Here is a 21,593-nt window from a genome sequence, read left to right on the forward strand (position 1 = left end):
TCGATCTTACCAGTTCAGCAGGAAATATCTGTCAAGCATCATGCATTGCGCATGGACTTAAGCGATTATTCAGCAAGTTTTGACAATTAATTCAGTTGCTGGATGCCTGCCAAGACCCAGCCGCTATTGCCGCTGACGGGTTTCGACATATTCCACACTTCCGCGTACGGTTCCGCTGCCGCGCCAGGGGCCGAACGGATCAAGCCCGTAAATTTCACGCTGGCCAGGTAATCGTTGACGCTCGTCTCGATCCCCAGCAATTCGGCATCGATGGTGACGACATCGGTAAAATCCGGCTGCGCGCCCCGTTCCTGGATTTGCATGCGCAGTTCCGCATACACTTCCGGCGACGTGAATTCGCGGATATCGTTGACATCAGCCTTGTCCCAGGCCGCTTGCAGGCGAATGAAATTGCTTTTCGCGTGGCGCAGGAAGGCTTCCTTGTCGAAGTCGCTTGGCACGCCCCATGGCGCGGCAGCCGGTGCCGGCTTGTCCAGGCCTACGCCCGACGAAACGGGCTGCAGCGGCGGCAGCGGTGGGATGCGCGAACCGATGTCGGGCACATTGCCGGCAGGTGCCGGCTGGTTGCCGCCAAAACCCGCGAACGGCGCATTCCCGCTGGCATTGCTGTCACGCTTGCCGCGCACCATGCGATAGATGAAGAAGGCCACGCCGGCCAGCAAGGCCACCATCAGCAGGGTGCTGATCATGCTGGCCAGGGCGCCGCCCAGGCCGAAATGCGACAGCAGCGCGCCCAGGCCCAGGCCCAGCAAGGCGCCGCCCAGCAAGCCCTTCCAGCGGCTCGGTGCCTTGGCGGCAGGGGCCGGTGCCGGGGCTGGCGCAGGTTGCGCCTGGCGTGGCGCGGCAGCCGGTGCCGGGGTCGGCGCCGGTGCGGGAGCCTGGCGGCCCACGTTTTGCGACTGGCGGCCAAACGAACGGCCACCGCCCATGGGACGGGCCAGCGCCTCGCCCAGCATGGATACCGTGGTCGCGGCCAGCATCATGCCGACCATAAATTTCTTCAATTTCATTCCATCTCCTAAAATCACCAACGTTGATGCATTACATCTTGATGCCGGTATGCAAAGCGGCAATGCCTGCCGTCAAATTGTAGTACTGCACACGCTCCAGGCCCGCCGTTTCCATCATGGTCTTCAGCGTTTCCTGGTCCGGGTGCATGCGGATCGATTCTGCCAGGTAACGATAGCTTTCCGCGTCGCCGGCGATTTTCTGTCCGAACCACGGCAAGACCGAGAACGAATACAGGTCGTATGGCTTTTGCAGCGGTGCGGCCACCTTGGAAAACTCCAGCACCAGCAGCTTGCCGCCCGGTTTCAGCACGCGGCGCATTTCCGCCAGCGCCACATCCTTGTGCGTCATGTTGCGCAGGCCAAAGGCCACGCTGACACGGTCAAAATAATTATCGGGGAATGGCAGTTTTTCCGCGTCACACAACAAGGTGGGGGTGAGCAAGCCGCGATTCAAGAGGCGGTCGCGGCCTACGCGCAACATCGACTCATTGATATCGGTCAACCAGACTTCGCCGGTAGGGCCCGCCTGCTTGGCGAATGCCTTCGACAGGTCGCCCGTGCCGCCGGCGATGTCGAGCACCTTGAAGCCGGGGCGCACGCCCGCGTTGGCAATGGTGAACGTCTTCCACAGACGGTGCAGCCCGCCCGACATCAAGTCGTTCATCACGTCGTATTTGGCAGCGACGGAATGGAACACCTTGGCGACTTCGCGCACTTTGTCGTCTTCTGCAACTGTTTTGTATCCGAAATGGGTCGTATTGGTCATGGTAGGCAGTCTGTTTGAACTTGGGAGCATTATACAAGCGGCAGGCGCATTTCCCCGTGACGCCGGAGAAGGTATTGCCTTTCGACGGCATTCGAAGCCAGCATTGCCGCCTGAGCATACGCCGCCAGCGCCCCCGGCCGGTCGCCTTGGCGGCGCAACAAGTCGGCTCGGGCCGCGTGCAGATAATGCGAATTGGCAAGGCTGGGCATGGCTTCCAGGCGATCAAGCCACTCCAGGCCGTGTTCGGCGCCATGCGCCATGGCGCAGGCGATCACGGCATTGAGCAATACCAGCGGTTCCGGCTTGTGCCGCAGCAAGGCGCCATACAGAGCGCTGATCTGGCGCCAGTCCGTCTGGCTGGCCGCAGCCGCCCTGGCGTGCAAGGCGGCAATGGCCGCCTGCAGCTGGTACGGTCCTGGCGCGCGCGCAGGCAAGGCCCGCTCCAGCATGGCCAGTCCCTCGGCAATCAAGTCACTCTGCCACAGACGCCGATCCTGCTCTTCCAGTGTCAACAAATTGCCTTCTGGCGACAAACGGGCCGGGCCGCGCGACGCCTGCAGCAGCATCAGGGCCAATAAACCCTGCACTTCCGGCTGACCGGGCAGCAAGGCGTCGAGCAGCCGTCCCAGCCGCAGCGCCTCCGCGCACAAGTCCGTTCGCAGCAGGGTGTCGCCCCCGCTGGCGCAATAGCCTTCGCTGAAGACCAGGTAAATCACGTGCAGCACTTGCGCCAGCCGTTGTGGCCAGTCTTGCGCTGGCGGCAACTCGAAGGGCATGCGTGCTTCGGCGATCTTGCGTTTGGCGCGCAATAACCGCTGCGACAGGGCCGCTTCCGCCAGGCCGAAGGCGCGCGCGATCTCGGCCGTGGACAGGCCACACAGGGTGCGCAGGGCCAGCGCCACCTGCGCCTCGGGCGCCAGCGCGGGATGGCAACAGATGAACAGCAGGCGCAAACGGTCGTCCTCGATGGCGTGCGTTTCTTCAATCATGGAAGCAGGCAGACTCGACAGCACAGCCTCGGCATCGATAATGCTCTTGCCCGCCCGACGCAGCTGATCGAGGCCCGCATTGCGTGCCACTGAACTGAGCCAGGCGGCGGGATTATCGGGTATGCCCGTGCGCGGCCACAGTTCCAGCGCCTTGCGGCACGCTTCCTGCAGCACATCTTCCGCCAGGCCCAGGTCGCCGAAACGCCGCATCAGGCCGGCCAGCACCCTGCCCCGCTCCTGGCGAAAGACGTGCTCGACGGCCGACAGGGCGTCGCCGGCCATCGTCAGGCCGTGACGGGCCGCACTTCGATGGTGCCCAGAGAGGCTACCGGACAACGCGCAGCCCAGGCCAGCGCCTCGTCCAGGTGGGCGCAGGCTAGCAGATAGTAGCCGCCCAGCTGCTCCTTGGTTTCCGCGAACGGCCCATCCGTGATGACAGGTTTGCCATTTTGCACACGCACGCTGGTGGCGCTGCCCACGGGCGCCAGCTCGGCGCCGCCGCGCAGCACGCCGGCCGCTTCCAGGGCTTGCGTATAGCTGGCAAAGTCGGCCATCAGGCTGGCCATCTGCCCTTCTGCCATGGTTTCATAACGGGATTCATCGGCGTAAATCAGGATCAGGTATTCCATAGTCTCTTCTCCAAAAGAAAAATGCCCGCAAGCGCGGGCATTCATACGACGAACGGGGCGGCGGTTACCCGACAGATTACCGCATTATTTTTTTAGCTTAATGTTTATGCCCGCAGCTTGGCCCATGCACGTGGCCGGAGGATTGCTTGACCGTCATGTCGGCCTTGGCGTCGCGGCCGCTGTCACCGGGGTAGCCGGCCGCCGTCAGCAGGTCCAGGTAGGCTTGCCATAAGGTAGCTTGTTGGGCGCCCAGCTTGTACAGATAAGCCCAGGTGTACAGGCCGGAATTGTGGCCATCGCTGAAGGTGGGTTGCACGGCATAGTTGCCGACAGGCTCCAGACCCGTGATGCCCACCAGGCGCTTTCCTAATTGCAAGGTTTCCTGCCCCTTGCCATGGCCCTGCACTTCGGCCGACGGCGAGTACACGCGCAGGTATTCGAACGGCAGCGCAAATGTGCTGCCATCGTCGAAAGCCACGTCGAGCACGCGCGACTGGTTGTGCACGGTCAAGCCGGTGGGTTGGGGTGTTGCTACTTTTTCAGTCATGACAATACTTTATGCGGATAAACGTTGAATGATGGCGTCACGCAAGGCCGGCAACAAGGCGCGGCGCGCGGCCAGCACCTCGGGTGCCGTCTCGCGCTGGATCGCCGCCCAGCTGGGATGCGGGAAATGCGCATCGTCGCGGTAGCGGGGAATCACGTGCCAGTGCACATGCGGCGTCATGTTGCCGAAACTGGCCACATTGACCTTTTCCGGCTGCATGATTTCACGCACTGCCAGCTCGACTTGCCACACGACTTCCATGACATAGTTACGCTCGCCGGGCGTGAGATCCGTCATTTCCTTCACGTGCTTGTTCCAGATCACGCGGCAAAAGCCGGGGTAGCTTGGATCGTCAACAGCCACGACGGACAGGCGCTCGCTATGCCACAGCAAGGTCTCCAGACCTTGCTTGTTGGCGTAGCCATCCAGCAAGGTGCACAGATCGCAACTCGTGGACATCACACAAGCACCCGTTCGATGCCGCCGTCATTGGCGCGTTTCACGTAATCCGGCATCCAGTTCTCTCCCAGCAAGTGTTTGGCGATCTCGACGACGATGTAATCGGCAGTCGTGCCCGAATCATCATTGTAGCGCGACAAGCCTTGCAGGCACGACGGGCAGCTGGTGAGGATTTTCACCTCGCCCGTAAACCCGTCGCCGCGCAGCTTGTCGGCGCCCTTGACCATCTCTTCTTCCTTGCGGAAACGCACTTGCGTGGAAATGTCGGGGCGCGTGACGGCCAGGGAACCCGATTCACCGCAGCAACGGTCATTCTTCTCGATCTTCACGTTATCCACCGTGCTGATCAGGGAATTGATGGTCTTGCCCGATTCTTGCAGCTTCATCGGATTGTGGCATGGCTCGTGGTACATATAGCGCGTACCGTTGACACCCTCCAGCTTGACGTTTTTCTCCAGCAAATACTCATGGATATCCATGATGCGGCAGCCGGGGAAAATCTTCTCGAACTGATACGTGGCCAGCTGGTCATAACAGGTGCCGCACGAGACGAGCACCGTCTTGATATCCAGGTAATTGAGCGTGTTGGCCATGCGGTGGAACAAGACGCGGTTATCCGTCATCATCTTCTCGGCCTTGTCGAACTCGCCCGCGCCCCGCTGCGGATAACCGCAGCACAGGTAGCCTGGCGGCAAGACCGTCTGCACACCCACTTCCCACAGCATCGCTTGCGTCGCCAGGCCCACTTGCGAGAACAAACGCTCCGAACCGCAACCGGGGAAGTAGAACACGGCTTCCGTATCGGCCGTGGTCGTCTTCGGATTGCGGATGATCGGGATGACCTTGTCGTCTTCGATGTCGAGCAGCGCGCGCGCCGTTTTCTTCGGCAAGTTGCCCGGCATCTTTTTATTGATGAAGTGGATCACCTGCGCCTTGACCGGTGGCTTGCCCGTCGACGGCGGCGGCGCCTTGGTCTGCTTCTTGGCAAATTTCTTCAACAAATCGTGGCCCAGGCGCTGCGCCTTGTAGCCCCAGCCGATCATGACCTTGCGCGTGGCGTTGATGGTCACGGGATCGGTGGCGTTGAGGAACAACATCGTCGCCTTGGTGCCCGGATTAAAACTTTTCTTGTCCATCTTGCGCAGCAAGTTGCGCATGTTCATCGACACGTCGCCGAAGTCGATGTTGACGGGGCAAGGCGTGACGCATTTATGACACACCGTGCAGTGGTCGGCCACGTCCTCGAACTCCTCCCAGTGCTTGATGGAAATACCGCGGCGCGTCTGCTCTTCGTACAGGAAGGCTTCGATCAGGGACGAGGTCGCCAAGATCTTGTCGCGTGGCGAGTACAGCAAATTGGCGCGCGGCACGTGGGTCGAGCATACGGGTTTGCACTTGCCGCAACGCAAGCAATCCTTGACGCTGTCGGCGATGGCGCCGATATCGCTTTGCTGCATGATCAGCGATTCGTGCCCCATCAGGCCGAACGATGGCGTGTAGGCATTGCGCAAGTCGGCGCCCATGCCTGGCAGGTTCAGCAACTTGCCTTTATTAAAACGGCCTTCCGGGTCGATGCGCTGCTTGTAGCTGCGGAATTCGCCGATTTCTTCTTCTGTCAAAAATTCCAGCTTGGTAATGCCGATACCATGCTCGCCGGAAATGACGCCATTCAGCGAGCGGGCCAGTAGCATGATGCGGCCCACGGCTTGGTGGGCATCTTGCAGCATTTCGTAATTGTCCGAGTTGACGGGCAAGTTCGTGTGCACGTTGCCGTCGCCCGCATGCATGTGCAGAGCCACAAACACGCGGCTACGCAAGATGCGCGCATGGATGGCGGTCGCCTCGTCGAGGATCAGCTTGAAGGCGGCGCCGTTGAAGATCTGGCGCAGCTGGGCGCGAATCTCTTGCTTCCAGGTAATGCGCACGGTACGGTCCTGCACCACGTCAAACAGGGTGGCATCCGGCTGCGTTTCCAGGCGTGCATCGAACACGGGCAGCAAGCGCTCCATGCCCAGTTCAGCCAGCTCGCCCTTCACGTCCGCCAACGGACGGTCCAGCTGGGCCAACAGATAGGTCCAGCGTGCCGTGACCTGCGCCAGCAACTGCTGCGCCTGCTCGGCGCGATCGCCCAGCATTTCCGCGTCGTCGACCCGGTCGTCCGACGCATCGTCGCTCTTGCCAATTGGCAAGTTACCCTTGGCAAAGAACGCGCTCAGGGCATAGGCCAGTTGCAGCTTGTTCTTGATCGACAGTTCGATATTGATGCGCTCGATACCATCAGTGTATTCGCCCATGCGATTCAGGGGGATCACCACGTCTTCATTAATTTTAAAGGCGTTGGTGTGCTTGGCAATGGCCGCCGTGCGGGCGCGATCGAGCCAGAATTTCTTGCGTGCTTCCGGGCTAACGGCCACAAAGCCTTCGCCCACGCGGGTGTTGGCAATGCGCACCACTTCCGACGCCGCTTGCGCGACGGCATTTTCATCGTCGCCGACGATGTCGCCAAACAGGGCCATCTTCGGCAGCACGCCCCGCTTCGACTTGGTGGCGTAGCCGACGGCGCGCAGATAGCGCTCATCCAGGTGTTCCAGGCCCGCCAGGCGGATGCTCGTGTATTGCTCGCCCTTGGCCGGCAAGCCATCGAGGTAATCCTTGATTTCCACGATCGATGGAATCGCATCGCGCGCCTGGCCAAAGAATTCCAGGCAGACGGTACGGGCGAATTTCGGCATCTTGTGCAAGATCCAGCGCGCCGACGTGATGAGACCGTCGCAGCCCTCTTTCTGGATGCCCGGCAAGCCGGCGAGGAATTTGTCCGTCACGTCCTTGCCCAGGCCCTCTTTACGGAACTTGCGGCCAGGAATTTCCAGGATTTCCGTCTTGAATGGTGCATTCGGTTTCGTCGCGTCGCGCGTGCTCGGGTGACGCCATTCCAGCTGGAAACGTGCCAGTGCAATATCGTGGATCTTGCCCAGGTTATGGTCGAGACGCGTGACATCGAGCCAGTCGCCATTCGGGTCGACCATGCGCCACGAAGCCAGGTTATCCAGCGCCGTGCCCCACAGCACGGCTTTCTTGCCGCCCGCATTCATGGCGACGTTGCCGCCGATGCAAGAGGCGTGCGCCGAGGTCGGGTCGACGGCGAACACGAAGCCGGCCTTTTCCGCCGCTTCCGATACCTTGTTCGTGATCACGCCTGCGCCCGAATTGATCGTCGCGTATTCGTGCGTGAGGCCCGGCAAGACCGTCATTTCCACGGCGCCCAGGGTAATCAGTTTTTCCGTGTTGATGACGGCCGACATCGGCGTCAAGGGAATCGCGCCGCCCGTGTAGCCGGTGCCGCCGCCGCGCGGGATGATGGTCAGCCCCAGCTCGATACAGCCCTTCACCAGGCCGGCCATTTCTTCTTCCGTGTCGGGCGTCAGGACGACGAACGGGTATTCGACGCGCCAGTCGGTGGCATCCGTCACGTGCGACACGCGCGTCATGCCGTCGAAGCGCACGTTGTGCTTTTCCGTGTAGCGGCCCAGCACCTTGACCGTGCGCTTGCGCAAGTCATAGGTCTTGCGGAATTCGTCGCCGAAATCGGCCACGGCCTTGCTGGCCGCTTTCAGCAGCAGTTCCACGTTGGCGCTGCGCGCCTTGGCCACTTCGGGCGCTTCGCCACTGGCCGCGACATCGCCGCCGGCCGCATCGATGCCCAAGCGGCGCTTGTCGACTTCAGCCAGGCGGTGATGCAGGGCATCGATCAAGCCCTGGCGGCGCTTCGGATTGTCGAGCAAGTCATCCTGCAGGTAGGGATTGCGGCGCACCACCCAGATGTCGCCCAGCACCTCGTACAGCATGCGGGCCGAACGGCCCGTCTGGCGGGCGCCGCGCAGCTCGTCGAGCAGGCGCCAGGAGTCCTCCCCCAACAGGCGTATGACGATCTCGCGATCGGAAAACGACGTGTAGTTATACGGGATTTCGCGCAGGCGGCTTGCTGCGGGACCATTCGGCGTTTCTGCCAGTAAAGCTTGGAGTTGTGCGGGAGCGTTCATGGAGTGTGGTGACGATGTGGACTGGACCCTAAAGGCCCATTTTATCTTATTGCGCCGCACCATGCGGGAACAGCCTTAGCCCGCCCAAGGTTTAAGCACCTCATCCACCACCATAGCAAATACGGAAAAGCCTTCTTTTGCATGAATAAAAAACCAGCTTCCCTGATTTTTTTACGTGAAAATGCCAAGAATCGGACTCAGCCACAAACTATCAAGCTGCCCAAAAATAGGGCAAACAGGCGTTGCAATACGCACCATCGCCATCACGCCAGCATTTGCCCGATCCGGTGCCATACGCCATCGGGCACGTACAGCAGCAAGCCAGTCATGGTCAGGTAGCGCGCGCACTTGCCGACGGCCATGTAGGCCACGCTGGGCCAGAACGGCAGCTTGAGCCAGCCCGCCAGCGTGCACAGGGGGTCGCCCACGAGGGGCAGCCAGGCCAGCAGCATGGTCTTGGCGCCATAGCGAGCGAGCCAGCGGAACCAGCGCGTATCGCGCTCCTTGGCGAACGCCTGCTTGGCACGGTAGCCCATCCAGTAGTCGACGATGCCGCCCAAGGTATTGCCCAGGGTGGCGACGCCGATGGCGGCCCAGAACAGCGCGGGATTGGCCTTGATGACGGCAAACACGGCTGGCTCCGAGCCGAGCGGCAGCAAGGTGGCGGAAATAAAGCTGATCAGAAAGACCGAGGTCAGCCCGACTTCCGGCGCTGCGATCAGCTGCAGCAGCCAGGCGATTGCGGATTCGATCATGGAACACTTCGCGATGCAGTAAGGCTCTCCATTATAATGAAGAGCAGCCTGGGCGCCGCACACATCGCGCCGGCCGGCAAAGGCATACCCGCCCGCAGTTCTACAGAGCATTATTGTCGCCAGGCTATCCGCCGCCGCGCCGCCGCTATCGACAGACACGCTCCAGACCCTTTCTGGCCCAGAATCACTTGCTTGCAGACTATGAACATCGACTACCTCAAGAAAATCCTGACCGCCCGCGTCTATGACGTCGCCACCGAAACGCCGCTGGAACTGGCCCCTGCCCTGTCGCAGCGCCTGAACAACCAGATTTACTTCAAGCGCGAAGACATGCAAAGCGTGTTCAGCTTCAAGATTCGCGGCGCCTACAACAAGATGGCCCAGCTCAGCGATGCGGAACGCAAGCGCGGCGTCATTTGCGCCTCGGCCGGCAACCATGCCCAGGGCGTGGCCCTGTCGGCCGCGCGCATGGGCTGCCGCGCCGTCATCGTCATGCCCACCACCACGCCCCCCGTCAAGATCGACGCCGTCAAGGCGCGCGGTGGCGTGCATGTGGAAATCGTGCTGCACGGCGAGTCCTACACGGATGCCTATAACCACGCGCTGACCCTGGAAAAAGAACAGAAGCTGACCTTCGTGCACCCGTTCGACGATCCGGACGTGATCGCCGGCCAGGGCACGATCGGCATGGAAATCCTGCGCCAGCATTCCGGCCCCATCCACGCCATCTTCGTGGCCATCGGCGGCGGCGGCCTGATCGCCGGCGTGGCTGCGTACGTGAAACAGATTCGCCCCGACATCAAGATCATCGGCGTGCAAACGGTCGATTCGGACGCCATGGCGCGCTCGCTGAAAGCGGGCGAACGCGTCACCCTGCCCGACGTGGGGCTGTTTTCGGACGGCACGGCCGTGCGCCTGGTGGGCGAGGAAACCTTCCGTTTGGCGCAGCAATATGTCGATGAAGTCATCATCGTCGACACGGACGCCATCTGCGCCGCCATCAAGGATGTGTTTACGGATACGCGCTCCATCCTGGAACCGGCCGGCGCACTGGCCATCGCGGGCGCCAAGGCCTATGTGGAGCGGGCCAGCCTGAGCAAGCACCCCATCGTCAACCAGACGCTGGTCACCATCGCCTGCGGCGCCAACATGAATTTCGACCGCTTGCGCTTCGTCGCCGAGCGTGCCGAGCTGGGCGAGTTCCGCGAGGCCGTGTTTGCCGTCACCATGCGCGAACAGCGAGGCAGCTTCAAGCGCTTCTGCTCGCTCATCGGCGCGCGCAACGTGACGGAATTTAATTACCGCATCAGCGATGAAAAAGCCGCGCACGTGTTCGTCGGCATTCAAATTGCCGACAGGCATGAATCGGGCGTGCTGGCGAAGACTTTCGAGGAACACGAATTCAAAACGCTCGACCTGACGCACGATGAGCTGGCCAAGTCGCACATCCGCCATCTGGTCGGTGGCAAGAGCCGCCTGGCGCAGGATGAGCTGCTGTACCGCTTTGAATTCCCCGAGCGCCCCGGTGCGCTGATGCGCTTCCTCGACAGCATGGCGCCGAACTGGAATATTTCCCTGTGTCATTACCGCAGCCAGGGCGGCGACGTGGGCCGCATCCTCATCGGCCTGCAAGTGCCGCCCGATGAGATGGGAGAATTCGCCCGCTTCCTCGACACCCTGGGCTACCGTTACTGGGATGAAAGCAGCAATCCTGTGTATAAGCTGTTTTTAGGTTAAGCATCACCTCCCAACGGCGGCTACTCGCCGTTGGGAGAATTAGGCTACCATGCGTGCTTGACTGAATTCACGCCACACGACCATGACCGCCACCAACGACCTCGCCGAACAATCTCCCCTGGGCAAAAGCGCCGCCTACCGCAGCGATTACGCGCCGGAATTGCTGTTTCCGATTCCCCGCCAGGGCAAGCGCGATGAGCTGGAGCTGCACGGCACACTGCCGTTCTTTGGCCTCGATATCTGGAATGCCTACGAACTGTCTTGGCTGAACCAGCGCGGCAAGCCACAGGTGGCCATTGCCAAGGTCAGCGCGCCGGCCGATTCGCCCAACATCATCGAATCGAAATCGTTCAAGCTGTACCTGAACTCCTTCAACCAGACCAGACTGGACAGCCCGGAAGCCCTGTTGACCTTGCTCAAGCAGGATTTATCGACGGGTTTCGGTGCGCCCGTGCAAGTGGAACTGACCTTGCAGGAAGATTTCGGCAAGCTCAAAATGGGCGAGTTCGACGGCGTGCTGCTGGACCGCCTGGACCTGGAAATCACGCAATACACGCCTTCGCCGCAACTCTTGAAGGCGGCGCTGGACGAAGCACCGGTGGAAGAAAAGCTCGTCTCGCACTTGCTCAAATCGAATTGCCTGGTGACGGGCCAGCCCGATTGGGGCAGCGTGCAGATCACGTATGCAGGACCACAGATCGACCAGGAAAGCCTGCTGCGCTATCTGATTGGCTTCCGCGAACACAATGAATTCCACGAGCAATGCGTGGAGCGCATCTTTGTCGATATCTTGCGCCAGTGCAAGCCGCAAAAACTGTCCGTGTATGCACGCTATACGCGCCGCGGTGGACTCGATATCAATCCGTGGCGCAGCAACTACAGCACAGGCGCGATGCCGGGCAATCTGCGTAATGCGCGCCAGTAACACCGCGCAAGACCTTGAAATCATGCCAACAGGAATGTTGGCTGTGTTTTAAAACAACGTTGCAGTAGTGCCCCAGTGCATGTCAAAGACGCTGATAAATCGGAAAATCGGCATTCGGCGGCGGAAAAACCGGCGCGCCGCGTGTTTTTAATCAAGAAATAGCCGATACACCCCGGCGTTGGTTTTTTGCTAAAATGATGGCGACATGGGCTGCAGCGCGCACTGTGCCCGCAGCGGGCGTATACTGTTGAGAATTGGCGTTACAGGCCGCCGAAACAGGCCTATAATTCGGCTCGCAAGCCCTCTGCGCATTGCACCATTTCATTGAGTGTCATGACTAATCTTAGCAAAATACTATCCCTCGAAAACGTCCTGCTGGACCTGGAAGTCTCCAGTAAAAAGCGCGCCTTCGAGCAAGCCGGCCTGATCTTCGAAAACAACTACGGCATCGCCCGCTCTACCGTTTCGGACAATCTGTTTGCCCGCGAACGCCTGGGCTCGACAGGCCTGGGCCATGGCGTGGCCGTGCCGCATGGCAGGGTCAAGGGCAGCAAGACCCTGAAAGCGCCGCTGGGCGCCTTCGTGCGCCTGGCCGAGCCGATTCCCTTCGAGTCGCCCGATGGCAAGCCCGTCAATCTGCTGTTTTTCCTGCTGATTCCCGATCATGTCACCCAGCAACATCTGGAAATTTTGTCGGAAATCGCCGAAATGTTTTCCGACGATGCCTTCCGCACGGCGCTGGCCACGGATCCGGAGCCGAAATCCGTGCATTCGCGCATCGTCAATTGGCAACCCAGTCTGCAAGCGGCGGGTTAAACTTCAGGTATTCCTCCACTCCTGAAGAAGACTGCCATGTTGCAAACGCCGCTGACGATACAACGCCTGTACGACGATAATCGTGAAAGTCTGCAACTGGGCTGGTTCGCCGGCTTCCCCGGCGGCGAACGCCTGATCTCGGGCGATGTCTCGTCGGCCGCCGATCAGGTGGGCCACTTGAACCTGATCCATCCGGGCCGCATCCAGGTCTTCGGCCACCAGGAAATCAATTACTACCAGCGCCTGAAGGTCAATACGCGCACCCACGTGATTGGCGAACTGATCGCCGGCGGCCCGCCCGCGCTGATCATCGCGCAAGGGCTGGAAACCCCGCCCGACATCCTCGCCATCTGCGACGAGCAAAACATTCCCCTGTTTTCCACCCCGCTGCCAGCCGCGCAAGTGATCGACTTCCTGCGCGTCTACCTGTCGAAAAAGCTGGCGCAGCGCATCATCATGCATGGCGTGTTCATGGACGTGCTGGGCGTCGGCGTGCTGATCACGGGCGACTCTGGCCTGGGCAAGAGCGAGCTGGGCCTGGAACTGATTTCGCGCAGCCACGGCCTGGTGGCCGATGACGCCGTGGAATTCTCGCGCATCGCGCCCAATATGATCGAAGGCCGCTGCCCGCCCCTGCTGCAAAACCTGCTGGAAGTGCGGGGCCTGGGCTTGCTCGACATCAAGGCCATCTTTGGCGAAACGGCCGTGCGCCGCAAGATGCGCTTGAAACTGATCGTGCACCTGGTGCGCCGCAACGCGCTGGAAGAAGAAGTTGAGCGCCTGCCTTTCCTGTTCCCCACGGAAGACGTGCTCGGCTTGCCCGTGCGCAAGGTCGTCATCCCCGTCGCCGCCGGCCGCAACATCGCCGTGCTGCTGGAAGCGGCCGTGCGCAACACGATTCTGCAACTGCGCGGCATCGACACCTTGCAGGAGTTCATGGAGCGGCAGAGATTGGCAATGAGTGGTGACTAATTACCGGGGTCCGACCCGACGGGTCTGACCCCACATTGACGCCAATGGCAACAATTAAATACAAGCAATGCTCAAACAATAATTGCAATAATTTGTAAAGACAATTGCCTCGGAAGCAGAACGCCGATCTTTATTGTATGATCGGCGTATGCATATAGTCCTTATCACCGGAATATCCGGCTCCGGTAAATCCGTCGCGCTCAATGTGCTGGAAGATACCGGCTATTATTGTGTCGACAACCTGCCACCGGCCTTGCTGCCCAGCCTGGTGCAAACCTTGCTCGACGAAGGGACGCCGCAACTGGCCGTCGCCGTCGATGCGCGCAGCGCCGAGTCGCTGACCAGCCTGCCACACAATGTGGCGCTGCTGCGCGACCAGGGGCACGACGTCAAAGTCATGTTTTTGACGGCGACCACGCATTCGCTGGTGGCGCGTTTTTCGGAAACGCGGCGCAGCCATCCCCTGTCGCACGAATTGCGCCCGAACCAGAACCCGGCCAGCCGCCGCACCCTGATCGAATGCATCTCGGAAGAACGGGAACGCCTGTCAGCGATCGAGCAATTGGGCCATGTGATCGATACCTCGGAACTGAGCGCCAACAAATTGCGCGCCTGGATCAAGGATATCGTCGCCTCCGAACGCGCGCCGCTGACCTTGTTCTTCGAATCGTTCGCCTTCAAGCTGGGCGTGCCGCTGGACGCCGATTTCGTCTTCGATGTGCGGGCCTTGCCCAATCCCTATTACGACCTGGCGCTGCGCCCGCTCGACGGACGCGATGCGCCCGTGATCGCCTTCCTCGACGCGCAGCCGAGCGCGCTGGAACTGCTGGCCGACATCCGCGCCTTCATCGAGAAGTGGTTGCCGTCATTCAAATCCGACAACCGCAGCTATCTGACCGTGGCGCTCGGTTGCACGGGCGGCCAGCACCGCTCCGTGTACATGGCGGAACGGCTGGCGCAATACTTCAGCCCGAATGAACGGGTCGTGCTGCGTCACCGCGAGCGCTCCTAGTTAATCCAGGTGGCGTAGCGGATGCGCTGGCGCCGGCCAGACGGGGGCAAAGAAGCGCGCCACCATGGCCGCGTCGACCTCGTCCAGGCTGGCAGGGTTCCAGCGCGGCGCATTGTCCTTGTCGACCACCAGCGCGCGCACGCCTTCGAGCACTTCGCCATGTTCGAAGTTATGGCGCACCACGCTGCGCTCCATGCGCAGGCAATCGGCCACGCCCAGGCGGGCGCCCCGCTGCAGCAATTCCAGGGTCACCGACATCATCAGCGGCGAACGCAGGCGCATGGCCGCCAGGGCCTTGCCGGCGAACGCGCTGTCGTCCTGCGTCAGCGACGCCATGATGGCGGCCACCGAACCGGCGCCGAAATGGCGGTCCAGCGCCGCGCGCGCCGTGGCCAGGGGAGAAGCCCCCGCCTCGGCCTGGAACGGTGCTGCCAGCGCCTTGATGGCCACCGGCAAGGCCTCGCCCGGCGTCGATTCGAACAGGGCCAGCAGCGCCCCCATCTGCGCCTCGGGCAGGTACACATCGGCCAGGCCCGTGTACAGGGCATCGGCCGCGTTGATCGTCAAGCCTGTCAATCCCAGGTACAGGCCCAGTTGGCCCGCCAAGCGGGAAAGGAAATAACTGCCGCCCACGTCCGGGAACAAGCCAATATTGACTTCCGGCATGGCCATGCGCGTGCGGCCCGTGACGATGCGCAGGCGGTTGCCAGGCCCGGCTTGCGCCACGCCCATGCCGCCGCCCATCACCACGCCATCCAGCACGGCAATATACGGTTTCGGATAGAAATGAATCAAATGATTTAAAGCGTATTCTTCCGTAAAGAAATCTTCCAGCTGGGCACTGCCGCCTTGCGGCGTGGCCAGGCCCGCATCGTAAAAGAAGCGGATGTCGCCACCGGCGCACAAGGCTTTCTCGCTGCTGGAGCGGATGACCACGGCGTCCACCTGCGGATCGGCGCGCCAGGCCAGCAGGGCCGTGCTCAGGGCACGCACCATCTCCAGCGACAGGGAATTCAAGGCTTTCGGGCGGTCGAGAACGATGTGGCCCGTACGGTTGCGGATGGAGGTCTGGACGAAGTCGCTCATGGCAAAATGAAAAGAAGTGAGAGTGGCCACATTCTAGCGCCTGCGAGGGAACATTGCGTTCGACAGGTTCGGGCGCAAAAAAGGGCGCAAGGTGCGCCCCTAGTTGATCACAACCGGTTCAAAGTCGCAGGCCGTGGAACACGTGGAAAAACCGTAGCGAGCGGATGTGAGTTGTGGCTGAGAAGCGGAGCTGTGCGTATGCACAGTGAGCATCGGAGGCCGCAAATCGCGACGCGCAGCAGGTTTTTTGGTGTTCTTAGGCGGCGGCGAATTCTTCGTCCGAGTTGTCTGGCAGATGCTTGATCGCCTCTTTACCGTGCCCTTGCACTTTGGTTTTGTATTTCATCACTTGCCTGTCCAGCTTGTCGATCAGGGTATCGATCGCGGCATACAAGTCTTGCGCCAGGCTTTCCACGTAGACAGTTTTACCACTCAGACGCAGGTTGACTTCGGCCTTTTGACGTTTTTCTTTCTCTTTGAGGTTATCCACGGTCAGAATCACGGCAATATCGATGACTTGATCGAAATGACGTTTCACGCGCTCCAGCTTCGTTTGTACATATTCACGGATGGCTGGTGTGACTTCGAGATGATGTCCGCTGATGGTGAGATTCATACACACTCCTAAAGATGATCGGGTTCGTGCGGTCCATCCTATCCGGCCCGCAGAGGAACCGAAAAAAACTTACAAACACTTACGCAGGCTCACTGGCGGAATTTTCAACGCTTCCCGGTATTTGGCAACAGTACGTCGCGCAATCACCATGCCTTGTTCCCCCAGCATGTCCGCAATCTTACTGTCGGATAAAGGATTTTTAGGGTCTTCTGCTCCTGTCAGTTGCACGATCAATGCCCGTATCGCCGTCGATGACGCTTCGCCCCCCGCTTCGGTGGCGACGTGGCTACCAAAGAAATATTTCAACTCAAACATGCCATGCGGGGTCAGCATGTACTTTTGGGTTGTTACCCGCGAGATAGTACTCTCGTGTAAACCCAGTGTATCAGCTATTTCACGGAGCACAAGGGGGCGCATGGCAACGGCCCCATGCGAGAAAAAGTTCTTTTGTCTTTCTACTATCGCCTGCGCCACGCGCAAGATCGTGTCAAAGCGCTGGCGCATATTCTTGATCAGCCACTTGGCTTCCTGCAACTGTGCGCCCATGGCGCCCTCGCCCTTGCCCTGCTTGAGCAAGTTGGCGTACATGGCGTTCACGCGCAGGCGCGGCATGACGTCGTTGTTCAGGGTGACTTGCCAGCCATTGCGCGCGCGCTTGACGACGACGTCGGGCACCACGTAATCGGACACATCCGAGGCGAAGACGGCACCCGGATGCGGATTGCACTGGCGAATCACCGTCTGCGCTTCGCGCAAGTCCTCATCGTCGCAATCGAGGGCTTTTTTCAGCTTGTTGAAATCGCGCTGGGCAAACCAGGCCAGGTGCTTTTCCACGATGACGAGGGCCATGCGCCGCGTCACCATGGCGATGTGCGGCAAACGCTTGATTTGCAGCGCCAGGCATTCGGACGCATTGCGCGCGCCCACGCCGGGCGGATCGAAACTTTGCAGCAGCGACAAGGCCGTGCGCATCTCGTCGGCGTCGATTTCCAGCTCTTGCGGCAGGCGTGCCAGGATGTCGTCGAGCGACTCTTCCAGGTAGCCGTTGTCATCGAGTGCGTCGATGATCAGCTCGACCAGCGCGCGGTCGCGCAATTCGAGCACCGTCACGCGCATCTGCTCCATCAAGTGTTCGCGCAGGGTGCAGTGATGGGCTTCGAGTTGCGGGCGGGAATCTTCGTCGTCGGGCGCCTTGCCCCGGCTCGCCTCGCTCCAGTCGCTGTCGCCGCCCTCCGCTGCAGCCGGGCTGTCGCCGGCGGCCTCTCCGTCAAAGGTTTCCGCTTCGGCCGGCGCTGCAGGCGCCTCCTGGCCTGGCGGCTGGGGCGGTGCTTCGGCCGGCGCAGCCGTGGAACTCAAGGCGCCATCGGACAGCAGGCGCAGCGAACGGTCGAGCGGATCGTCGAGGCGTTCGAGCAAGGGATTGTCCGTCAGCAATTGCTCTAGCTCCTGGTGCAATTCCAGGGTAGACAATTGCAACAGGCGTATCGATTGCTGCAACTGCGGCGTCAGTGCCAGGTGCTGCGAAGTGCGCAGCTGCAATGATTGTTTCATTGGCTCACATGCGGAAGTGTTCGCCCAGATAGACCCGGCGTACCGACTCGTTCGCGATGATGTCGTCGGGGCGTCCCGACGCCAGCACCGAGCCCTGGTTGATGATGTAGGCACGGTCGCAGATACCCAGCGTCTCGCGCACATTATGATCGGTGATCAGGACACCGATATTGCGCTCCTTCAAGAAGCGCACGATGCGCTGGATCTCGATCACGGCGATGGGGTCGACACCGGCGAATGGCTCGTCGAGCAGCACGAAACGCGGGTCGGTGGCCAGCGCGCGGGCGATCTCCACGCGGCGGCGCTCGCCGCCCGACAGGGACAGCGCCTGGTTCTCGCGCAACTTTTCAATCTGCAAGTCGGCCAGCAATTTATCCAGGCGCTCCTCGATCTCGGCCTTCTTCAGGGGACGGCCTTCGACGGTCTGGATTTCCAGCACGGCGCGGATATTGTCTTCCACCGTCAGCTTGCGAAACACGGACGCTTCCTGCGGCAGATACGACAGGCCCATCTGCGCGCGGCGGTGGATCGGCAGGCGGGAAATGTCCACGCCGCTGATATCGATGCTGCCGCCGTCGGACGGCACCAGGCCGACGATCATGTAGAACGAGGTGGTCTTGCCGGCGCCGTTCGGACCCAATAGCCCGACCACTTCGCCGCATTCGACTTGCAGCGAGACATCATGCACGACTTGCCGCTTGCCATAGGTTTTTTGCAGCCCGCGAACGATCAGGGTGCTGCCGCAACGTGTATTGTCCATTATTTCTTTCCTGGCGCGGGCGTGGCCGGCGCTTTCTCCGCCGCCGGTGCCTTGGGCTTCGGCTGGATCACCATGCGCACGCTGCCGCCATCCGGGGTGCTGGTGCCGCTATTCGAATTTTCCATCGCAAATTCTTCCTTGCGGCTGTCATACGAGATGAAGGCGCCATTGGCCACGTCAGTCACTTTTGTGCCTTCCAGGCGCGTCAGCTTGGCCCTGGAAAACAGTTTCACCACTTCCGTCTTGTTGTCGTATTCCACGCGCTCCGCTTCGCCTTCGACCCACAGGTCGCCCGCGCCATCGCGCTTCTGGCGGAAGGTGGCCAGTTTGCCGGGATCGGCCCAGAAGGTAATGAACTGGTAGCCTTGCGGGTCTTCCGTGATCAGGGCCCGGCCCGCCTTCATGGTCAAGGTACCCTTGACCAGCACGACGTCGCCCGTCAGGGTACGCACCTGCTTGATGTCGTCGACATGGCCGCTACGTGCCGTGATGACAGCTTCCTTCTCGGAATCGGCCTTCTCGGCATGCGCCACGCCCATCATGGCCAGAGAAAATACGGTCAACAGCAAGATGTTCTTCATAGTATGGTTTCCTTGTTTCATTCTGTCATTTTGCCGCCGCGGCCGGGCGCGGTTTCGGCGGGAGGACCATGCGCAGCGCATTCTGCACTTCCACCACGCCGGTAGCGTTATTCGCCTTCATGCCGATGCCATTGATGCGCGAGGCGCCCGTCAGGATATCGACAGGCACGTCCGTTTCCATTCTTTCCTCATCCGGAAACACCGTCAGCGCTTCCGTCTTGACTGTCAGGTTCTGCGCCTTCGGACTGGCCACCCGGTCGATCACGACCTTGCGGCGCAGTTGCAGCCGGGTATTGTCCTGATCGATATGCGCCAGCTCCGCATTCATGTTCATCGGCGGCATGCCGGGCGTGAGCTTGCGCACGAAAGGCTGGTCGATATCGGATGAATCATCCAGCGGATAATGCGTGAGCTTGGTGCCCGACACGATATAGCTGGGCTTGCCCGTCAAGTCCATGCGCACCAGGCTGAAATTGGTGATGAAATAGTCTGGCTCATCCAGATGCTTGCTGGCCGTGATGTCCTGGGCATTCTTGTTCATCACTTCCAGCAGCCAAAAACTGCCCAGCGCAAAGACGACGGCCCCCAGCACGGTAAAAATCATGCGCCAGCGATGGGCGCCTCCTGGCTTACGCATAGGGTTTCACTCTTTCAAATGTCACTGGCGGCGAGGCAATGCGCCTCACTCCAGGAACGGCGCCATGACGCGCGCATAGTTATCCTGGGCGCGCAGCAGGAATTCACAGATCTCGCGCACCGCGCCACGGCCGCCGCCGGCCTGCGTCACATGGTGCGCCAGTCCTTGCGCTTCCGGACGCCCGCCCGGCACGCTGACGGCAAAGCCCACGCGGCGCAGGATGGGCGCATCGATGACATCGTCGCCGATATAGCCGCATTGCTCTTCCGTCAAACCCGTCAGCGCCAGCAGTTCGCGAAACGGCGTCAACTTGTCGTGACCGCCCTGGTGCACATGGGTAATGCCCAGGTCTTGCGCGCGGCGCGCCGTGATGGCCGAGCGGCGCGCGCTGATGATGGCCGTCTGCACGCCCGATTCCTGCAGCAGCTTGATGCCCAGGCCATCATACACATTAAACGTTTTCATCATCTCGCCATCGGGGCCGAAATGCAGGCTGCCGTCGGTGAGCACGCCATCGACGTCAAAGATCATCAGTTTGACCTTGGCCGCGCGCGCCAGGTTGTCCGCTACGCTGTCCATCAGATCACCTTCGCTTGCGTCAGATCATGGATATGCAGGGCGCCCACCAGCTTGCCGTCGGCATCGACGACCAGCATCTGGTTGATGCGGAACTGCTCCATCACGGCCACGGCGTCGACGGCCAGGCGCTCGGGCGCGATGCTGCGCGGCTGCGCATGCATGACGTCGCGGATCGCCACTTGCGTGAAATCCTGCACGCGCTCGAACATGCGGCGCAAGTCGCCATCGGTAAACACGCCCACGGGGCGGTCATCCGCATCGACGACGGCCGTCATGCCCATGCCCTTCTTCGTCATTTCTTCCAGCGCCTGCAGCAAGGACGCCTGCACGGGCACCTTGGGCACCCGTTCGCCGCTGCGCATGACGTCATGCACGTGCGTGAGCAGGCGGCGGCCCAGGGCGCCGCCCGGGTGCGAGCGGGCGAAATCTTCTTCCTTGAAGCCGCGCAAGTCGAGCAAGGCCACGGCGATCGCGTCGCCCAGGGCCAGGGTCACGGTGGTGCTGGCCGTCGGCGCCAGGTTCAGCGGACAGGCTTCTTTCTCAACAGAAATATCCAGGTGCACGTCGGCCAACTGGGCCAGGCTGGAGTTCGGCTTGCCCGTCATGGAAATGAGCACGCCACCCATGCGCTTGACGACGGGCATGATGGCCATCAGTTCCGACGATTCGCCTGAGTACGATATGGCAATAAAAGCATCTTCCGAGGTGACCATGCCCAGGTCGCCATGGGCCGCTTCGGCCGGATGCACGAACAGGGCCGGGGTGCCGGTGGAAGCGAGGGTGGCGGCAATCTTGCGCGCGATATGGCCGGACTTGCCGATGCCCGAGACGACGACACGCCCCTTACATTGCAGCAACATCGCCACGGCGCGCCCCACGCTGTCGTCCGTGGCCAGGCGCGCGTGCAGCGCAACGATGGCGTCGGACTCGATCTGCAAGGTGGTGCGGGCCAGCGCGACGGCGCGCTCGGTCGTCGCTTGCATGTCAATTCGATCAAAAGCTTTCAGCATTGTTTTTTCATGGGTTACACTCATGCCCAAAGTATAAACGAATTAGGAAAGCAAAAAACTTGCCAGTCACAACAAACAACGATTTCCATTGACCG

General features: G+C 61.0%; 21 protein-coding genes. 5 read left to right on the top strand and 16 right to left on the bottom strand.

The genetic code is table 11. The annotated features are described in order from the left end of the window. Window positions 1-86: 86 nt before the first annotated feature. The 8 genes from ACQ4WP_RS21400 to ACQ4WP_RS21435 all read right to left on the bottom strand — a co-directional run bounded on the left by ACQ4WP_RS21400 (window position 87) and on the right by ACQ4WP_RS21435 (window position 9,216). Window positions 87-1,031 carry a Tim44 domain-containing protein gene (locus tag ACQ4WP_RS21400; protein WP_436524161.1) on the bottom strand — a complete coding sequence of 315 codons (945 nt, stop codon included), beginning with the start codon at window positions 1,029-1,031 and terminating at the stop codon, window positions 87-89. 31 nt (window positions 1,032-1,062) lie between these two features. After that, the gene (gene ubiE / locus ACQ4WP_RS21405) at window positions 1,063-1,797 is read right to left on the bottom strand and encodes a bifunctional demethylmenaquinone methyltransferase/2-methoxy-6-polyprenyl-1,4-benzoquinol methylase UbiE (RefSeq protein ID WP_034753359.1); all 735 of its coding nucleotides are present in this window, start codon (window positions 1,795-1,797) and stop codon (window positions 1,063-1,065) included. Window positions 1,798-1,826: 29 nt separating this feature from the next. Further along, a complete protein-coding gene (locus ACQ4WP_RS21410; protein ID WP_436524163.1) occupies window positions 1,827-3,068 on the bottom strand; it encodes an RNA polymerase sigma factor in 1,242 nt (413 codons plus the stop codon). Window positions 3,069-3,070: 2 nt separating this feature from the next. Then, window positions 3,071-3,415: a YciI family protein gene (locus ACQ4WP_RS21415; protein WP_436524165.1), complete on the bottom strand. Its 345-nt coding sequence runs from the start codon at window positions 3,413-3,415 to the stop codon at window positions 3,071-3,073. Window positions 3,416-3,512: 97 nt separating this feature from the next. Continuing rightward, the gene (locus tag ACQ4WP_RS21420; RefSeq protein ID WP_436524167.1) at window positions 3,513-3,962 is read right to left on the bottom strand and encodes a gamma-butyrobetaine hydroxylase family protein; all 450 of its coding nucleotides are present in this window, start codon (window positions 3,960-3,962) and stop codon (window positions 3,513-3,515) included. 9 nt (window positions 3,963-3,971) lie between these two features. Beyond that, entirely contained in the window at window positions 3,972-4,421 is a 450-nt protein-coding gene (locus ACQ4WP_RS21425; protein WP_436524169.1) for an HIT family protein, read from the bottom strand. Further along, window positions 4,421-8,461: a DUF3683 domain-containing protein gene (locus tag ACQ4WP_RS21430; protein ID WP_436524171.1), complete on the bottom strand. Its 4,041-nt coding sequence runs from the start codon at window positions 8,459-8,461 to the stop codon at window positions 4,421-4,423. Before ACQ4WP_RS21430 ends, ACQ4WP_RS21425 begins: the two co-directional genes overlap by 1 nt. 263 nt (window positions 8,462-8,724) lie before the next feature. After that, the gene (locus tag ACQ4WP_RS21435; RefSeq protein WP_034778395.1) at window positions 8,725-9,216 is read right to left on the bottom strand and encodes a YqaA family protein; all 492 of its coding nucleotides are present in this window, start codon (window positions 9,214-9,216) and stop codon (window positions 8,725-8,727) included. A gap of 201 nt (window positions 9,217-9,417) precedes the next feature. On the opposite strand from ACQ4WP_RS21435, the gene ilvA reads away from it, so the two are divergent. The 5 genes from ilvA to rapZ all read left to right on the top strand — a co-directional run bounded on the left by ilvA (window position 9,418) and on the right by rapZ (window position 14,678). Continuing rightward, entirely contained in the window at window positions 9,418-10,953 is a 1,536-nt protein-coding gene (ilvA, locus tag ACQ4WP_RS21440) for a threonine ammonia-lyase, biosynthetic (protein ID WP_436524256.1), read from the top strand. An 82-nt stretch (window positions 10,954-11,035) separates the two neighbouring features. After that, a complete protein-coding gene (queF, locus tag ACQ4WP_RS21445; protein ID WP_436524174.1) occupies window positions 11,036-11,878 on the top strand; it encodes an NADPH-dependent 7-cyano-7-deazaguanine reductase QueF in 843 nt (280 codons plus the stop codon). Between the two features lie 333 nt (window positions 11,879-12,211). Next, window positions 12,212-12,694, top strand: a complete 483-nt coding sequence (locus tag ACQ4WP_RS21450) for a PTS sugar transporter subunit IIA (RefSeq protein WP_071079718.1) — start codon at window positions 12,212-12,214, stop codon at window positions 12,692-12,694. A gap of 36 nt (window positions 12,695-12,730) precedes the next feature. After that, complete coding sequence (hprK, locus tag ACQ4WP_RS21455; protein WP_034753337.1) at window positions 12,731-13,666, top strand: HPr(Ser) kinase/phosphatase; 936 nt, start codon at window positions 12,731-12,733, stop codon at window positions 13,664-13,666. A gap of 148 nt (window positions 13,667-13,814) precedes the next feature. After that, entirely contained in the window at window positions 13,815-14,678 is an 864-nt protein-coding gene (rapZ, locus tag ACQ4WP_RS21460; RefSeq protein ID WP_436524176.1) for an RNase adapter RapZ, read from the top strand. Here the strand turns inward: rapZ and ACQ4WP_RS21465 are convergent, their stop codons facing one another. The 8 genes from ACQ4WP_RS21465 to ACQ4WP_RS21500 form a co-directional block, all read right to left on the bottom strand. Beyond that, complete coding sequence (locus ACQ4WP_RS21465) at window positions 14,679-15,764, bottom strand: enoyl-CoA hydratase/isomerase family protein (RefSeq protein WP_436524178.1); 1,086 nt, start codon at window positions 15,762-15,764, stop codon at window positions 14,679-14,681. Between the two features lie 256 nt (window positions 15,765-16,020). Beyond that, window positions 16,021-16,380 (bottom strand): ribosome hibernation-promoting factor, HPF/YfiA family, encoded by a 360-nt coding sequence (gene hpf, locus ACQ4WP_RS21470; RefSeq protein ID WP_436524180.1) that lies wholly within the window; start codon window positions 16,378-16,380, stop codon window positions 16,021-16,023. Between the two features lie 69 nt (window positions 16,381-16,449). Beyond that, window positions 16,450-17,931, bottom strand: a complete 1,482-nt coding sequence (locus ACQ4WP_RS21475) for an RNA polymerase factor sigma-54 (RefSeq protein ID WP_436524182.1) — start codon at window positions 17,929-17,931, stop codon at window positions 16,450-16,452. A gap of 4 nt (window positions 17,932-17,935) precedes the next feature. After that, entirely contained in the window at window positions 17,936-18,691 is a 756-nt protein-coding gene (lptB, locus tag ACQ4WP_RS21480) for an LPS export ABC transporter ATP-binding protein (protein ID WP_099760888.1), read from the bottom strand. Further along, complete coding sequence (gene lptA / locus ACQ4WP_RS21485; protein ID WP_436524184.1) at window positions 18,691-19,272, bottom strand: lipopolysaccharide transport periplasmic protein LptA; 582 nt, start codon at window positions 19,270-19,272, stop codon at window positions 18,691-18,693. Before lptA ends, lptB begins: the two co-directional genes overlap by 1 nt. 25 nt (window positions 19,273-19,297) lie before the next feature. After that, complete coding sequence (gene lptC, locus ACQ4WP_RS21490) at window positions 19,298-19,909, bottom strand: LPS export ABC transporter periplasmic protein LptC (RefSeq protein WP_436524186.1); 612 nt, start codon at window positions 19,907-19,909, stop codon at window positions 19,298-19,300. A 45-nt stretch (window positions 19,910-19,954) separates the two neighbouring features. Beyond that, the gene (locus ACQ4WP_RS21495; protein ID WP_436524188.1) at window positions 19,955-20,488 is read right to left on the bottom strand and encodes a KdsC family phosphatase; all 534 of its coding nucleotides are present in this window, start codon (window positions 20,486-20,488) and stop codon (window positions 19,955-19,957) included. Then, window positions 20,488-21,522 carry a KpsF/GutQ family sugar-phosphate isomerase gene (locus tag ACQ4WP_RS21500; protein ID WP_436524190.1) on the bottom strand — a complete coding sequence of 345 codons (1,035 nt, stop codon included), beginning with the start codon at window positions 21,520-21,522 and terminating at the stop codon, window positions 20,488-20,490. The genes ACQ4WP_RS21495 and ACQ4WP_RS21500 overlap by 1 nt, the downstream gene beginning before the upstream one ends. Window positions 21,523-21,593 lie beyond the last annotated feature (71 nt).

The organism is Janthinobacterium lyxosi (genome assembly GCF_051380665.1).
Classification (GTDB): domain Bacteria; phylum Pseudomonadota; class Gammaproteobacteria; order Burkholderiales; family Burkholderiaceae_D; genus Janthinobacterium.

Bases quoted from the DNA above. Each gene is read 5' to 3' on its own strand.
- ACQ4WP_RS21400 (WP_436524161.1), bottom strand. From the start codon at position 1,031: ATGAAATTGAAGAAATTTATGGTCGGCATGATGCTGGCCGCGACCACG.
- ubiE (WP_034753359.1), bottom strand. From the start codon at position 1,797: ATGACCAATACGACCCATTTCGGATACAAAACAGTTGCAGAAGACGAC.
- ACQ4WP_RS21410 (WP_436524163.1), bottom strand. From the start codon at position 3,068: ATGGCCGGCGACGCCCTGTCGGCCGTCGAGCACGTCTTTCGCCAGGAG.
- ACQ4WP_RS21415 (WP_436524165.1), bottom strand. From the start codon at position 3,415: ATGGAATACCTGATCCTGATTTACGCCGATGAATCCCGTTATGAAACC.
- ACQ4WP_RS21420 (WP_436524167.1), bottom strand. From the start codon at position 3,962: ATGACTGAAAAAGTAGCAACACCCCAACCCACCGGCTTGACCGTGCAC.
- ACQ4WP_RS21425 (WP_436524169.1), bottom strand. From the start codon at position 4,421: ATGTCCACGAGTTGCGATCTGTGCACCTTGCTGGATGGCTACGCCAAC.
- ACQ4WP_RS21430 (WP_436524171.1), bottom strand. From the start codon at position 8,461: ATGAACGCTCCCGCACAACTCCAAGCTTTACTGGCAGAAACGCCGAAT.
- ACQ4WP_RS21435 (WP_034778395.1), bottom strand. From the start codon at position 9,216: ATGATCGAATCCGCAATCGCCTGGCTGCTGCAGCTGATCGCAGCGCCG.
- ilvA (WP_436524256.1), top strand. From the start codon at position 9,418: ATGAACATCGACTACCTCAAGAAAATCCTGACCGCCCGCGTCTATGAC.
- queF (WP_436524174.1), top strand. From the start codon at position 11,036: ATGACCGCCACCAACGACCTCGCCGAACAATCTCCCCTGGGCAAAAGC.
- ACQ4WP_RS21450 (WP_071079718.1), top strand. From the start codon at position 12,212: ATGACTAATCTTAGCAAAATACTATCCCTCGAAAACGTCCTGCTGGAC.
- hprK (WP_034753337.1), top strand. From the start codon at position 12,731: ATGTTGCAAACGCCGCTGACGATACAACGCCTGTACGACGATAATCGT.
- rapZ (WP_436524176.1), top strand. From the start codon at position 13,815: ATGCATATAGTCCTTATCACCGGAATATCCGGCTCCGGTAAATCCGTC.
- ACQ4WP_RS21465 (WP_436524178.1), bottom strand. From the start codon at position 15,764: ATGAGCGACTTCGTCCAGACCTCCATCCGCAACCGTACGGGCCACATC.
- hpf (WP_436524180.1), bottom strand. From the start codon at position 16,380: ATGAATCTCACCATCAGCGGACATCATCTCGAAGTCACACCAGCCATC.
- ACQ4WP_RS21475 (WP_436524182.1), bottom strand. From the start codon at position 17,931: ATGAAACAATCATTGCAGCTGCGCACTTCGCAGCACCTGGCACTGACG.
- lptB (WP_099760888.1), bottom strand. From the start codon at position 18,691: ATGGACAATACACGTTGCGGCAGCACCCTGATCGTTCGCGGGCTGCAA.
- lptA (WP_436524184.1), bottom strand. From the start codon at position 19,272: ATGAAGAACATCTTGCTGTTGACCGTATTTTCTCTGGCCATGATGGGC.
- lptC (WP_436524186.1), bottom strand. From the start codon at position 19,909: ATGCGTAAGCCAGGAGGCGCCCATCGCTGGCGCATGATTTTTACCGTG.
- ACQ4WP_RS21495 (WP_436524188.1), bottom strand. From the start codon at position 20,488: ATGGACAGCGTAGCGGACAACCTGGCGCGCGCGGCCAAGGTCAAACTG.
- ACQ4WP_RS21500 (WP_436524190.1), bottom strand. From the start codon at position 21,522: ATGAGTGTAACCCATGAAAAAACAATGCTGAAAGCTTTTGATCGAATT.